A 14,215-nucleotide genomic window follows, 5' to 3' on the forward strand; every position below is an offset into this window, starting at 1 on the left:
AGCGTCTTTTGACGGAGTTTTCCATGAACCACCCCGTGCGTCGCAGTCCCATCGCCAGTTTCTTCGTCGGCCTGTGGGATGTGATGAATTTCACCCGGCGCCTGATCTTCAACCTGGTGTTCTTCGGCTTCCTGTTCCTGGTGCTGCTGCTGTTTGTGGTGGCGATCGCGCGTGGCGACGGCAGCAAGCCGCTGGCCGAGCGCACCACCCTGGTGATCAACCCCGAAGGCACGCTGGTCGAGCAGTTCAGCGCCGACCCGGTGAGCCGGTCGCTGGCCAAGGCGGTCGGTGACAAGAGCGCCGAGGAAGTGCAGCTGCGCGACCTGGTGCGGGTGATCGAGGCGGCCGGCAAGGATCGCAAGATCGAGCGGGTGGTGTTGAACCTGGACAAGTTTCAGCCCGCCGGTTTCGCCTCGCAGCGCGAAGTGGCCGCGGCGTTGCAGAAGCTGCGCGCCTCTGGCAAGCAGATCGTCGCCTTCAGCGAGAGCATGAGCCAGGGCCAGTACCTGCTGGCCGCACAGGCCAACGAGGTCTATCTCGACCCGATGGGCAGCGTGCTGCTGGAAGGGCTTGGCCGTTATCGCCAGTATTTCCGCGAGGGCCTGCAGGACAAGCTCGGCGTGGACGTGCATCTGTTCCGCGTGGGCGAGTACAAGTCCGCCGCCGAGCCGTACATTCTCGATGCCGCTTCGGCCGACGCCAAGGAAGCGGACCTGTTCTGGATGAACGACGTGTGGCAGCGCTACCTGACCGATGTCGGCAAGGCGCGCAAGCTGAGCCCGGCGCAGCTGACCGCCGGCATCGACACGCTGCCCGAGGGCGTGGCCGCCGCCGGTGGCGATCTGGCCAAGTTCGCGCTGCAGCAGAAGCTGGTCGACGGGCTCAAGACCCGCGAGGACGTCGATGCGCTGCTGACCAAGCGCGGCGTGGCCGACAGCGACGCCGACAGCGGCTTTCGCAACATCGGTTTCAACGATTATCTGAGCCAGTTGCAGGCGCAGCGTTCGCCGATGGACAGCCGTCCGCAGGTGGCCGTGGTGGTGGCCGCTGGCGAGATCAGTGGTGGCGAGCAGCCGGCCGGCCGCATCGGTGGCGAGTCCACCGCTGCGTTGCTGCGCCAGGCGCGCGACGACGACGAGGTCAAGGCGGTGGTGCTGCGTGTGGATTCGCCCGGCGGCGAAGTGTTCGCCTCCGAGCAGATCCGTCGCGAGGTGGTCGCGCTCAAGCAGGCCGGCAAGCCGGTGGTGGTGTCGATGGGCGATCTGGCCGCCTCGGGCGGTTACTGGATCAGCATGAACGCCGATCGCATCTATGCCGACCCGTCGACCATCAGTGGCTCGATCGGCATCTTCGGCATGGTGCCCAACCTGACCCGCGCGCTGGACAAGATCGGCGTGCACACCGATGGCGTGGGCACCACGCGCTTTGCCGGTGCCTTCGACATCACCCGTCCGCTGGACCCGGCCGCCGGCCAGGTGATCCAGGCGGTGATCAACAAGGGCTACGCCGACTTCACCGGCAAGGTGGCGCAGGCGCGGCATCAGTCGGTGGACGCCATCGACAAGGTCGCACGCGGCCGCGTGTGGAGCGGTGCGCAGGCCAGGCAGCATGGCCTGGTGGACGCGTTCGGCGGCATGTCCGAAGCGGTGGCCGATGCGGCCGACCGCGCCAAGTTGAGCCGCGGCAAGTTCCGCGTGCGCTACGTGGAAAAGCCGGCGACGCCGTTCTCGCAGTTCATGAGCGGATTTGCCGGCAGCCGCATGGGCGCCTGGATGCTGGGCGATTCGGGCATGGCGCGCGCACTGCTGGCGCGCTCGCTGCCGGAAGTGGACACGCAGTTGCGTTTCGTCGAAGACGCCGTGCACGACAGCAAGGCGGGCGGTACCCCGGTCAAGTCGCTGGCGTACTGCTTCTGCGGCTTCTGACGCGGCAGGTTCACAACGTGATGGATCGACAACGCCGGCCCTGTGCCGGCGTTGTTGTATCTGCGCTCAGGCGATGCAGCAATGCGGGCGCGCCAACAGCGCAAAAATGGCAGGACGCACGGCGCCGCGGTCACAGGCAATCAGCCATCGGTCGAGCGACCTCACGCGTGTTTGCCGTGCGCGCAGATGCAGTGATCGCCTTGCGCTCAATCGCAGGCGCGCACGCGCAGTTGCTGGGTCGACAAAAAACGCGCGTGCTTCAGCCAGCAGGCTTCGGTTACTGCGTGGCCGCATCGATCGCCTTGCGTTGATCATCTGCGGCCTGATCGCTTGCCGCCTGCACTGCGTGCGCCTTGTTCAACGGTTCCTGGATGTGGTCGCGCAGGGCGGTGGCCTGCGGCTCGGGCTTCTGCTCGGTGGGCGCAGGTTGCGGCCGCTGACAGGCGCCCAGCAGCAACGTCAGGCTGATCGCAAGAATCCAATGCCGTTTCATCGTCGTGACCTCGCTCGGGGTGGCGGTATCCTAACGCCCGGGCCCCAGGCATGCGTCAAGCGCGCTGCTGCGGCCGTTTCCTGCGTCTTGAAAGAGGATGACCCACGTGACAACCCTCCGTTGGCGGCTGGATGGACAGACCGCGCTCATCACCGGCGCCAGCGCCGGCATTGGCTTTGCCATCGCGCGCGAATTGCTGGCCTTCGGCGCGGACCTGCTGATGGTGGCGCGCGATGCCGATGCGCTGGCGCAGGCGCGCGACGAGTTGGCCGAGGAATTTCCCGAGCGCGAGCTGCATGGGCTGGCCGCCGATGTGGCCGACGACGAAGAGCGGCGCGCGATTCTGGATTGGGTGGAAGACCATGCCGATGGCCTGCACCTGCTGATCAACAATGCCGGCGGCAACATCACCCGCGCGGCGATCGATTACACCGAAGACCAGTGGCGCGGCATCTTCGAAACCAATGTGTTCGCCGCTTTCGAGTTGTCGCGTTATGCGCACCCGTTGCTGACCCGCCACGCGGCATCGGCAATCGTCAACGTCGGCAGCGTCTCCGGCATCACCCATGTGCGCAGTGGCGCGCCGTACGGCATGACCAAGGCCGCGTTGCAGCAGATGACCCGCAACCTGGCGGTGGAATGGGCCGAGGACGGCATCCGCGTCAACGCGGTGGCGCCGTGGTACATCCGCACCCGTCGCACTTCCGGGCCGTTGTCGGATCCGGATTACTACGAGCAGGTCATCGAGCGCACCCCGATGCGCCGCATCGGCGAACCGGAAGAAGTGGCCGCCGCCGTCGGTTTCCTGTGCCTGCCGGCCGCCAGTTACATCACCGGCGAATGCATCGCGGTGGATGGCGGCTTCCTGCGCTACGGGTTCTGACACGCCTGCGTGCGTGGTCGCGCGGACAGTGCCTGCGCATGGCATCGGAAGCTGCGCAGGCAGGCGCCGACCCGTCGCTGCGCCTGCGCCTGCAGTGTTCGTCCGCCGCGTCTGCAGGCGACAGTGCGGTGGGCTTGCTCGCATGCGGCTCGCTGCACCGCGCAGGTCATCCGGTGATCGCTAACGGTTGCAGTGGCTCGAAAGAATCAGCCCGGCAAGCACTGCACCGGCACACTGGCTGGCATGCGCTGCCACGCCGGCTGCAGCGTCATGGCGTGGCGGACGGATTCGCGCAGCGGCTTTCGTCCAGCACCCGGCGCATCTGCAAATAGCGCTGCTTGCGCTCGGCCGCTTGCGCCTCGTCGGAGAAGCGCCAGGTCGATTCGGCCTGCTCGGCACGCTGGCGCCAGGCCTCGCACAGGCTCTGGTCCGGCACCGGTGCGCAGCGGTCGGTGACCACTTCGCAGGCGCTGCCGCCACCGGTTGCCGGCCCGCCCGCCAGGTTGGTGGTCTGCATCGGCAGGCAGCGCGTGGCCGGCTCGCGGTCTTCGGTGAAATAGCGCCCGTTGTCGTGCGCGGTGCATTCGAACAAGGGCGGCGGTGGCAGCGTGGAGGTCGAGGTCGAGGTCGAGGTCGAGGCAGGTGGCATCGCAGCCACCGGTGCCGGGGCCGCAGCGGGTGCGGCGGCAGGGACATCGGTCTTCGGCCTGGTGGGGGGCTGCGCAGCGGGCGTGCTACGCGCAGGCGATGCTGCGCCTAATCCATCCGCCGTCAACGGTACCGCGGCCGGTGCCGTCATCAGTTTCTTCTGCTGCTGCATGCCTTTCGGGCAGGGCATGTTCTGCACGGTAAGCGCGCCGCTGGAGTCGGTGCACCGGTAGATCGCCACTTCCTGTGCGCCGGCCACCGAGGCACACGCCAGCAATACCGCCCACGGCCAGCGCCTCATGCGCCGCCGCAATCGCGCTGCAGGCGCGCGTCGATACCGCGCTGTTCGCGGCTGAGATCCTGGCGCTCGCTCTGCAGGGCATTGTTGTAGCGGCGGATCAGTTCCCAGCGACGGTCGGCCAGGCGCGCGCAGACTTCCTGTTCGGGCAGGGCATGGCATTCGTCGCGGATCTGCACGTTGCCGTACGGCACGATCACCGTGCCGCCGTAGCCGCCGCCGTAGCCGCCGCCGTTGTAGCCGCCCTGATAACCGCCTTGATAACCGCCGCCGCCGAAGCTTGCGCTGCCGCGCAGGCTTCCACCGCGACCGGCGCTTCCCTGCACCGACATCGCCGGGCGTGGGCGGACCGAAATCGGCGGGCGCTGGATGCCGCCGCCGCTGACCGGCGGGGCAATGCCGTTGCCCACATAGGCCGGGCCCCAGGTCGGCACCCAGCGCGGATTGCCTTCCGGGCTGTCGCTGGTATAGCGGTTGCCGTCTTCGGTGGTGCACTCGTACATCGGCTGCGGCGGCTGCACGGTGATGATGCGCACCTCGCGCGGTGGCTGCGTCGCGACGGCGGCCGGGGCGGCAACGGCGCGCTGCGGCCGCGGCGGCGGATCCTGCGGACGCTGCAGGTCCAGCACCTGCTGGCGGCCGCTGCTGCATGGCGCATCCTGCAAGGCGACGGTGCCGGTGCTGCTGACGCAGCGGTAGATCCGCACATTCGGATCCGGTTTGCTGGCGGTACTGGCCGCCGACGCAGGCAGCGCGGTGGCCAGCAACAGAAGGGTCAGGACGGTACGCATGGCCGCAGTGTGCGCGTCTACCCGGCTGTGGGCAAAGGGGCAGGCGGTGTTCATGGCCAAGCGCGCCGACAGGCGGCGCGTGGCGGCTGCTCAGTCGCGCAGGATCTGTCCGCTGCGGGCGTCGCGGATCTGGGTCGGTTGCGCCAATGCGCCCACCTCGCCATCCGTCACCCCGTCGATGCTGGCCAGCAGGGCCGGGTCCAGCGCCTGTCGGCTGCGCGCGGGCGGTTCGCCGGCCAGGTTGGCGCTGGTGGACACCAACGGGCCGCCCCAGGCCGCACAGAGCGCGGCGACCAGCGGGTGCGCGCTGATGCGCACCGCCAGCCCGTCATGCGCGCCGGTGACCCAGCGCGGCGCCTGGGCGGTGATCGGCAGGATCCAGGTATGCGGGCCTGGCCAGCTGGCCAGCACCTCCTGCTTGCGGGCCGGCGCCAGCGCGTCCAGATCCACCCAGTCGTGCAGCACATCCACGCTGGCGGCTACCACGATCACGCCCTTGTCGACCGGGCGGCGTTTGATCTCCAGCAGTCGCAGCACGGCGGCCTGCTGGCGCGGGTCGCAGCCCAGCCCCCACACCGCTTCGGTGGGATAGGCGATCACGCCGCCCCGGGTCAGGGTGGCGACGGCGCTGTCCAGGCTGAGCGTGTGCTGCATGCGGCGGCCTTAGCTTGCGGCCTTGCTCGCGGTCTTCTTGACCACGCGCTTGCTGGCCTTCTTGGCAGCGGCCTTCTTGGCCGGCGCCTTCTTCGCCGCGGTCTTGGTGGCGGTCTTCTTTACCGCGGTCTTCTTGGCTGCGGCGTCCTTGGCTTCCTTGGCCGAATCCTTCACCGCGTTCTTCTTGAGCGTGGCCTTCTTGGCGCCGAAGCCCTTGCGCACTGGCTTGCCGGTGTCGGCCAGCAGCTGCTGCACTTCCTCGAACGTCAGCGACGCCGGCTCGCGATCCTTGGGGATCTTGCCATTGAGCTTGCCATCGCTGATGTACGGGCCGAAGCGGCCGTTGAGCACCTGGATGTCGCTGCCCTCGAAGTCCTTGATCACGCGGTTGCGCGCGATTTCTTCCTTCTCCTCGATCAGGAACACCGCGCGCGCCAGATCGATGGTGTACGGGTCGTCTTCCTTCTTCAGCGACGCATAGACGCTGCCGCGGCGCGCGAACGGGCCGAACCGGCCGATGCCGACGCTGACGTCCTGGTCCTTGTCCTGGCCCAGTGCGCGCGGCATCTTGAACAGCTCCAGCGCGTCTTCGATGGAGATCGAGTAAATGCTCTGGCCTGGCCGCAGCGAGGCGAAGGTGGGCTTTTCCTCGTCTTCGACGGTGCCGATCTGCACCATCGGGCCGAACCGGCCGATGCGCGCGCTGACTTCCTTGCCGCTGACCGGGTCGGCGCCCAGCACGCGCACGCTGCCGGCGTCGGTCTTGTCCAGCGAATCCTTCTTGTCCTCGACCAGTTCCTTGAACGGGCCCCAGAACTTCTCCATCAGCGGGATCCACTCTTCCTCGCCACGCGAGACCGCATCCAGGTCGTCTTCGAGCTTGGCGGTGAAGTCGTAATCCACGTAACGGGTGAAATGCCCGGACAGGAACTTGGACACGGCGCGGCCCACGTCGGTGGGACGGAAGCTGCGGCCTTCCATTTCCACGTACTTGCGGAACTGCAGGGTCTGGATGATCGAGGCGTAGGTGGACGGCCGGCCGATGCCGTATTCCTCCAGTGCCTTGACCAACGCCGCTTCGGTGAAGCGCGGCGGCGGCTGGGTGAAATGCTGGTCGGTGACGATGCGGTCCAGCGGGATGTTGTCGCCGGCCTTCATCAGCGGCAGCTTGCGGCCTTCGTCCTCGTCCTCGCTGCTCTTGGTGTCCTTGCCTTCCTCGTAGACCGCCAGGAAGCCGGGCACCACCACGGTGGTGCCGCTGGCGCGGAACACGTGCTCGCTGCCGGCCGACAGATCGACGCTGACGGTGTTGAGCGTGGCCGGGATCATCTGGCAGGCCACGGCGCGGCGCCAGATCAACTCGTACAGGCGACGCTCGTCGTCGGACAGGAAGCGCGCCACCTGCGCCGGGGTGCGCAGCGCCGAGGTCGGGCGCACCGCCTCATGCGCTTCCTGCGCGTTCTTGGATTTGGTGGTGTAGGCGTTAGGCTGGTCCGGCAACGAGGCGGTGCCGAAATCGCGCGCGATCACATCGCGGATTTCCGACAGCGCGTCCTGCGACAGGTTCACCGAGTCGGTACGCATATAGCTGATCAGACCGACCGAGCCTTCGTCGCCCAGCGCCACGCCTTCGTACAGCTTCTGCGCCACCTGCATGGTCTTGCGGGTGGTGAAGCCGAGCTTGCGCGAGGCTTCCTGCTGCAGCGTGGAGGTGGTGAACGGCGGGGCAGGGCGACGCTTGCGCTCCTTGCTGGCCACATCGGTGACATGCAGCACGCCTTGCGCGGCCTGCTGGATGCGCAGCCGCGCCGCTTCGGCGGTGTCGCCGTCGGTGACGGTGAACTGCTCGAACTTCTGCCCGTCCAGCTTGATCAGGCGCGCATTGAACGGCTGCGACGGATGCCGGCAATGCGCATCGATGGACCAGTACTCGCGCGCGATGAAGGCTTCGATCTCTTCCTCGCGCTCGACGATCATGCGCAGCGCCGGCGACTGCACCCGGCCAGCCGACAGCCCACGCTGCACCTTGCGCCACAGCACCGGCGACAGGTTGAAGCCGACCAGATAGTCGAGCGCGCGACGGGCCTGCTGCGCATCGACCAGATCGGCCGCGATCGCGCGCGGCTTGAGCATGGCTTCCTTGATCGCACGCGGGGTGATCTCGGTGAACACCACCCGCTGCATCGTCTTGTCCTTGAGCAGCCCGCGCTCTTTCAGGATCTCGGCGATGTGCCAGCTGATCGCCTCGCCCTCGCGGTCCGGGTCGGTCGCCAGATAGATGTCGTCGGCGCTCTTGGCCGCGCGTGCAATGGCTTCGACATGCTTCTCGTTCTTTTCGATCAGGTCGTAGCGCATTGCGAAGCCGTTGTCCGGATCGACCGCGCCTTCCTTGGGGACGAGATCGCGCACGTGCCCATACGAGGCCAGGACGGTGAAGTCCTTGCCGAGGTATTTATTGATCGTCTTGGCCTTGGCAGGCGATTCGACGATGAGCAGGTGCTTGGGCATGGTGGCGAATTCTTTGGGCAGGGCCCGGGGGGCGGGTAGCGTGGCCTAATTGGCCGGTGGAGGGAAGCAGATCGACCGTTTCCCACAGGTCAACGCCCGGGAAACGAGCCCGGGCGTTCAGTTCTCTTATTAGAAAGATCACGGCGGACGCCGCCGTGTCAAGCGGCCAGGGCCGCCAACTGCTAGCTCTGGCTCATTCCGATGGCGGCCAGCATGAAGCCCACCACCACCACCGAGATCACCAGCAGCACCGCATAAATGGCCAGCACCACGATGGTGACCGTGTCCAGACCCCTGGATTGGCGCTCCGGGTGATCCGTAAACGCCCAGCGGTCCACCACCAGGGTGTCGCAGACCTTGTCGTGCGGAGCCTGCTTGCGCGCGGTCATGCCGGCCATGAACGCGGCCACGACCACGCCGATGCCCAGGGTGAGCACGCTGATCAGCATGTAGGCCAAGTAGCGCAGCACATTGCGCCAGAAACCGACCCGGCCGCCGTTGCTGTCGGCGCGCACCAGCTTGATGCCGCAGGCGAGCTTGCCCAGGCTGGCCTGGTGCCGGCTGGACTGCATCCAGGCGAAATACAGCGTCGGGATCGCCAGGCCGATGCCGTAGGACATCACCAGGATGGCGATGCTGAGCGCGCTGCCGTCGTCCAGCGCCGAGCCGGAATCACCCCGGCTGGTCGCCAACGCCACGACGAACACCAGCGGGATCACGATCAGGTACACCGCAAAGCTGGTGATCAGGCTGTCCAGGATGCTGGCGGCCACGCGCCGCCACAGGCCGGCGTAGACGACCGGGGCATCGTGCAATGCGACGCTTGCCGCGGGCGCGGCGACGGAATCCCAGGCGCTTGGAAGCGGCGCGCCGGCCGGTGGTTGCGACACGGCATGCGCGGGTGTTGCAGGCGCGTGGGAGGTGTCGGTCAGGAGCGGGCTCGGTGCCGCCGGGGTTGCCGCAGGGCCTGCCGGCGTGATGGGCCACGCCGCTGGATCTGTCAGCGCAGCCTGTCCGCTCGGCGGACGCTGCAGGTGGTCGGCTACGGCAGGGTGATCGGCAAGGCCGGAGTCGGACCGCCCGAGCGCAGCGTCTGCCGCCGGGCCGGCAAACGGCGCATCTGCGGCAGGCGTGTGATCCACCGCGACGCTGGTCGGGTGAACCGTCGCCTGCGGCTCACTGTGCGCAACGTTCACCGGCACATCTCCGACGCTCGGCGCGGCGGGCGCTGGAACGGCGGTGTCGATCCCCAGCTCGGCCATGACCTCGCCAAGTGCCACCCACTGCGGAAAGCCTTCGCGCCAGACCAGGCTGGATGCATCGATCAGGCCTTCCGACAGGCGCGCGCGAAGCGTGTCCGTGTCCACCGGCCCCTGGCGCTCGCGTTGTGCGTCGGCGTAATACCACTGCGTCATTGAAGTCCCCTTGCGTAGAGCGATTGACTAGCCGCGGCAGTCCGGCGGAAGTTGGTTGTCGTCGATCTCGGAGCTGCACTGCCAGCTGCCGGCGTCCGCGTCGAAATCCAGCCACAGCGCCTTGCCGTCAATTTTGGTCATTTTCGGCGCATGCAGCAGCGCCTCGACTCCGCAGTTGGTGGTGTCGAAACGGCCGATCCGCACGCTGCTCAGGACATCGTTTGCATACTGCTCGGGCGCGAGAAAGCCGGCGTCGCCGTTGACCGGGCAACGGCCTTGCTGCGCGAGAAATTCGGCGATCTGCGGCTTCAGGGGCGTCAGCGCCGCGATCGCCTGGGCGACCTTGGTACGCGTGGTGTAGTCCTGGTACGCCGGCGGCGCGATCGCCGCCAGGATGCCGATCATCGCCACCAGCACGAACATGCCCACCACCGCGCCCAGCACCAACGCCAGCGGCCACCCCGGCCCGTTGCCAGGCAGGCGATGTGCTGACGAAGAGGGTGCACTGGCGGCTGCGTTGTGAACAGCCGCTGGCGGAACCGACGGCAGCGGCGGCGGCAGCGCTGCGGCGCGCAGATCGGTGGAAATCGGTGGCCCGAGCTCGTCGGCGCATGCAGACAGCGGCACCCATCGGGCAAATCCTTCGCGCCAGACCAGGGTGTCCAGTGCAATCGCGTGCTCGCGATACAGCGCCAGCAAGGCCTCGCCGGCCACCGGGCCACGCCGGTGGCGGTTGCCCTCGGCGTAATACCAACTACTCATTGCCGTCCCCTCGCACGCGTCCGTTGCGGCTTCCGCCTCAGTGTACGGGTTCAGGCTCGTCCAGGAACATCTGCGTTTCCATCCAGGCGTAGGCCGCTTCGGCACCCGGCTGGTTGAACAACACCATCAAGACCACCCATTTGAGGTCGTCCAGGTCCAGTTCGTCCTGGTCCAGCGCCATGGCGCGATCCAGCACCAGCTCGCGCTGGTCGGCGTCGAGGATGCGGTGTTGCTCCAGGAACAGCAGGAATCCACGGCAGTCCACATCGAGCTTGTCCAGCTCCGGGCCGTGGTAGATGCGTACCGGTCCATCGACATGCGGGCGCGCCACGCTGGGCCGCTGCTCGGAGAGCGCGTCCAGCCAATCGAAGGCTTTGCTGATTTCTGCGGGGCTGAAACCGGCCTGGATCAGGCCATTCTGAAGCGAGTCACGGTCGCGGACCAGGTCCGCATCTTCGCTGAAATAATGTTCGAACAGGTACAGCAGTACATCAAGAATGCTCTCTTTCATTGCCCCTCGGCCTGCGTCGCGCGACGCTGTGGAGGTGAAGAAACTAGGGATTGCGGGTATAGCGACCGTGCTCGGTGACCACGTCTCCCTCCAGTTCCATGATGAGCAGCATGGAGGACAGCGCGGCGGCCGTCAATCCGGTGCGTTCGACCAGGGAATCCATAGGGGTTGGGTCATGGCCCAGCGCCTGCCACAAGCGCTGGTAGTCCGGATCCGGTCGCGCCGGGCCGGCTTGCGGCGGTGTCCTGGCCTGATCAGTGGGGGCGGCCAGGCGCTGGCGCAAGGCGCTTGCCAGTTCGCCCGACAGCAGGCGCAGGCCGTCGATGACCTGGGCCGGCTCCTGGGCCAGGGTGGCGCCCTGCCGGATCAGGTGATGGCAGCCACGCGCGAGCGGATTGTGCAGCGAGCCGGGCAGGGCGAACACCTCGCGCCCGGCCTCCGCCGCCAGCCGCGCGGTAATCAGCGCGCCCGAGCGCATGGCCGCTTCCACCACCAGGGTGCCCAGGGCCAGCCCGGCGATGATCCGGTTGCGGGCCGGGAAGTGCCCCGCAACCGGCCCGGTGCCGGGCAGGTATTCGCTGACCACCGCGCCACGCGCGGCGATGCGATCGCGCAGGGAGTGGTGATTTGCCGGGTAGGCCACATCCGCGCCGGTGCCCACCACCGCCACGGTGATGGCCCCGGCACGGCCAAGCGCGGCCTCGTGCGCGATCGCGTCCACGCCGGCGGCCATGCCGCTGACGATGGCCAACCCGGCGCCGGCCAGGCCGGAGGCGAACGCGCGGGTGTGGTCGCGGCCGCCGGCGGTGGCGGAGCGGCTGCCGACCACGGCCACGCCCGGGTGCCAGAGCGCGTTCGGGTCGCCGTCCACGAACAGGGCCAGCGGCGGATTGACGATGTGGCGCAGCAGGGCGGGGTAGTCGGGATCGTTCAGGCCGATCAGGTGATGGCCGGGCTGCTCGCACCACTGCAGGGCAGCGTCCAGCGCGCGCGCATCGGGGGTCTGCAGCCGTGCCGCCTGCAACTCGTCGCAGCCGGCGGCAAGCCAGGCCTCGGGCCCGGCCGCCAGTAGCTCGGCCGGGCTGGCGAAGCAGTCCAGCAGCGCATGGCGCGGCGGGCTGCGGCCGCCCGCCAGGAGCAGGGTCAGGAGTGCGCGCAGGTCGGAAGTGGGGAGGGCCATACGTCCAGCCTGAACCGCAAACGCCGACGGCGCCCTCAGGCGCCGTCGTATTACCGCATCGGAATTTTCGCTTACTGCGCGTCGGGATGCTTGACGAAGTAGCCCAGGCCGGTCGGTTTGACGCTTTCCATCACCAGCGCATAGCTGACCTTGTCGAAGGTACGGAACACCATCGCGTGCGAGGCGTATTCGTCGGGCAGGCCGACGGCGGAGCCGGCCGGGCCGCTGAAGTCGTCGTCGGTCCGCGAGAAGCGCGAGTGCTTGACGCGGTCGCTGACCGTGCGGCCCTTGCGCCAGATCGAGAACACCGTGCCGTTGTTGATGCCTTCGCGGGCACCGCCGGAGATGGCGATCACGTCGCGGGTGCCGCCGACGGTGAAGGCATCGGAGATGGCCAGTACCCGCAATTCGGTCTGCAGGGCCTGTTCCGACGGCGGATGCGGGATGAACTGCAGGTCGTAGGGCTGCGCCTCGACGGCGACGATGCGATCGCCGGCGCGTACTTCGCGGCCGCTGTCCTGCAGCAGCAGGGTGGCCGCCTTGGAGTTGCCGCCCGCCGCGCTGCGCGTGATGGTGCCGACGTTGACCTGCGCCAGTTCGTAGCCGAGGAACTCGCGGCGCGTGCTCGGCGCGATGTAGTTCTTCCAGATGTTGCCGGCGCCTGCGGTGATGTTGCCGGCCGCATCGAGGTCTTCGTTGTGCTTGGGCAGGCTGAACTTCACCGTCGGGCGCACCACCGCAAAACGCTGGCCCGGCTGTGCATCGTCCAGGCCGACCACATAGGCCACCTGGCCGGTGGTGGCGCGCGCGCGGCCGCCTTCCAGGCCCACCACATACGGCAGCTGGTCGAAGTCGTCGGTGACGCGCAGGTTCTTCAGGAACGGCTCGACATCGGCCAGCGGAATCGCATTGATCGGCGCTTCCTGGCGCGGACCGGGCTGGACGGTGCCCTTGGCGACGCGATCCAGGTAGGCCAGGCTGATCACGTCACCGGGATAGATCAGGTGCGGATTCTGGATCTGCGGGTTGGCCTGCCAGATTTCCGGCCACAACCAGGGTTTTTGCAGGAAACGTCCAGCGATGTCCCACAGGGTATCGCCCTTGCGGACCACGTAAGTCTCTGGATGCTCGCCCACCGCTTGCGCGGCAGCGTAGGTCGCGACGGTCAGCATCGCCGCAGCGACGACCGTACGAAGTCGGTTCAACATGAGTGCCTTCTTGCCTGATTCCCCAACAGGTCTGCGCACTATAGTCCAGAAACCGGGGCGTCACGCAAGCATTGCGCTAGAATGACAGCGTCTTGCCGGCGCAGCGCCGGTGTTCCCAGACGGGTAATCCCATGGCTTTGCTCCCTATTCTCGAATTCCCCGATCCGCGGCTGCGCACCAAGGCCGTGCCGGTCGACGCTGCCGAGCTCACCAGCCCGGCATTCCAGACCTTGCTCGACGACATGTTCCAGACCATGTACGAGGCGCCCGGCATCGGCCTGGCCGCCAGTCAGGTGGACGTGCACAAGCGTTTCATGGTGATCGACGTCAGCGAGGAGAAGACGCTCCCGCAGGTGTTCATCAACCCGGAGATCGTGAGCAGGCAGGGCGAGCAGGTCTACCAGGAAGGTTGCCTGTCGGTACCGGGCATCTATGCCGACGTCGCCCGCGCCGATGCGATCACCGTGCGCTATCTCGACCGCCAGGGCAAGGCGCAGGAACTGAGCACCGACGGCCTGCTGGCGGTGTGCATCCAGCACGAGATGGACCATCTCGACGGCAAGTTGTTCGTCGATTACCTGTCGCCGCTCAAGCGCGAAATGGTGCGCAAGAAACTGGCCAAGCAGCGTAAGCATGTGGCCTGAGGGCAGGGATTGGGGAGTCGGGATTGGGGATTGGTGAAGCGGGTTTTCTGGCTGCTTGCCGGATCCGTTGGTCCCCATCCCAATCGCCGGGCGCGGCGCTATCGCGCGTGATTGAAGCGATGGCGCAGGCCGTCGCTGCGCGCGCTCCGCGTACACGGATGGGGCGACACGTCGAGACCTGGGATATGGGATTGGCCAGCCATTGCGCTGTTGCCCAAGCCCCTGCTGCGAATCCCGATGCCCGAATCCCCGCTTTCCCGCCGCCGCTACTGCCACTCCCAAATCCCCACTCCCG

13 protein-coding genes are annotated in these 14,215 nt (G+C 67.5%); 3 read left to right on the plus strand and 10 right to left on the minus strand.

Annotated features, from left to right (window positions below):
• Nucleotides 1-23: 23 nt before the first annotated feature.
• Nucleotides 24-1,925 carry a signal peptide peptidase SppA gene (gene sppA / locus GGR73_RS16975; protein WP_184458042.1) on the plus strand — a complete coding sequence of 634 codons (1,902 nt, stop codon included), beginning with the start codon at nucleotides 24-26 and terminating at the stop codon, nucleotides 1,923-1,925.
• A gap of 277 nt (nucleotides 1,926-2,202) precedes the next feature.
• Here sppA and GGR73_RS16980 read toward each other — a convergent pair whose 3' ends face one another.
• Entirely contained in the window at nucleotides 2,203-2,418 is a 216-nt protein-coding gene (locus GGR73_RS16980; protein WP_016903674.1) for a hypothetical protein, read from the minus strand.
• A gap of 106 nt (nucleotides 2,419-2,524) precedes the next feature.
• Here GGR73_RS16980 and GGR73_RS16985 point away from each other — a divergent pair, with 106 nt between their 5' ends.
• Nucleotides 2,525-3,301: an SDR family oxidoreductase gene (locus tag GGR73_RS16985; protein WP_184458044.1), complete on the plus strand. Its 777-nt coding sequence runs from the start codon at nucleotides 2,525-2,527 to the stop codon at nucleotides 3,299-3,301.
• Nucleotides 3,302-3,569: 268 nt separating this feature from the next.
• Here the strand turns inward: GGR73_RS16985 and GGR73_RS16990 are convergent, their stop codons facing one another.
• The 9 genes from GGR73_RS16990 to GGR73_RS17030 all read right to left on the minus strand — a co-directional run bounded on the left by GGR73_RS16990 (nucleotide 3,570) and on the right by GGR73_RS17030 (nucleotide 13,276).
• A complete protein-coding gene (locus tag GGR73_RS16990) occupies nucleotides 3,570-4,250 on the minus strand; it encodes a DUF4124 domain-containing protein (protein WP_184458046.1) in 681 nt (226 codons plus the stop codon).
• On the minus strand, nucleotides 4,247-5,038 hold the full coding sequence (locus GGR73_RS16995; protein ID WP_184458048.1) for a DUF4124 domain-containing protein: 792 nt from the start codon (nucleotides 5,036-5,038) through the stop codon (nucleotides 4,247-4,249). The genes GGR73_RS16990 and GGR73_RS16995 overlap by 4 nt, the downstream gene beginning before the upstream one ends.
• Nucleotides 5,039-5,128: 90 nt before the next feature.
• On the minus strand, nucleotides 5,129-5,692 hold the full coding sequence (locus tag GGR73_RS17000; protein WP_039515356.1) for a Sua5/YciO/YrdC/YwlC family protein: 564 nt from the start codon (nucleotides 5,690-5,692) through the stop codon (nucleotides 5,129-5,131).
• Nucleotides 5,693-5,701: 9 nt separating this feature from the next.
• Nucleotides 5,702-8,200, minus strand: a complete 2,499-nt coding sequence (locus tag GGR73_RS17005) for a DNA topoisomerase I (RefSeq protein WP_184458050.1) — start codon at nucleotides 8,198-8,200, stop codon at nucleotides 5,702-5,704.
• 182 nt (nucleotides 8,201-8,382) lie between these two features.
• Nucleotides 8,383-9,615 (minus strand): RDD family protein, encoded by a 1,233-nt coding sequence (locus tag GGR73_RS17010; protein WP_184458052.1) that lies wholly within the window; start codon nucleotides 9,613-9,615, stop codon nucleotides 8,383-8,385.
• Between the two features lie 27 nt (nucleotides 9,616-9,642).
• The gene (locus tag GGR73_RS17015) at nucleotides 9,643-10,377 is read right to left on the minus strand and encodes a pilin (protein ID WP_184458054.1); all 735 of its coding nucleotides are present in this window, start codon (nucleotides 10,375-10,377) and stop codon (nucleotides 9,643-9,645) included.
• Between the two features lie 37 nt (nucleotides 10,378-10,414).
• Nucleotides 10,415-10,888 carry a DUF494 family protein gene (locus GGR73_RS17020; RefSeq protein WP_003484452.1) on the minus strand — a complete coding sequence of 158 codons (474 nt, stop codon included), beginning with the start codon at nucleotides 10,886-10,888 and terminating at the stop codon, nucleotides 10,415-10,417.
• A gap of 43 nt (nucleotides 10,889-10,931) precedes the next feature.
• On the minus strand, nucleotides 10,932-12,068 hold the full coding sequence (gene dprA / locus GGR73_RS17025; RefSeq protein ID WP_024938527.1) for a DNA-processing protein DprA: 1,137 nt from the start codon (nucleotides 12,066-12,068) through the stop codon (nucleotides 10,932-10,934).
• Between the two features lie 71 nt (nucleotides 12,069-12,139).
• Nucleotides 12,140-13,276, minus strand: a complete 1,137-nt coding sequence (locus GGR73_RS17030) for a LysM peptidoglycan-binding domain-containing protein (RefSeq protein WP_184458056.1) — start codon at nucleotides 13,274-13,276, stop codon at nucleotides 12,140-12,142.
• Nucleotides 13,277-13,407: 131 nt separating this feature from the next.
• On the opposite strand from GGR73_RS17030, the gene def reads away from it, so the two are divergent.
• Nucleotides 13,408-13,920, plus strand: coding sequence for a peptide deformylase (def, locus tag GGR73_RS17035; RefSeq protein ID WP_024938525.1), 513 nt, complete (start codon nucleotides 13,408-13,410; stop codon nucleotides 13,918-13,920).
• The last annotated feature ends 295 nt before the right edge of the window (nucleotides 13,921-14,215 follow it).

Source organism: Xanthomonas sp. F14 (assembly GCF_014199865.1).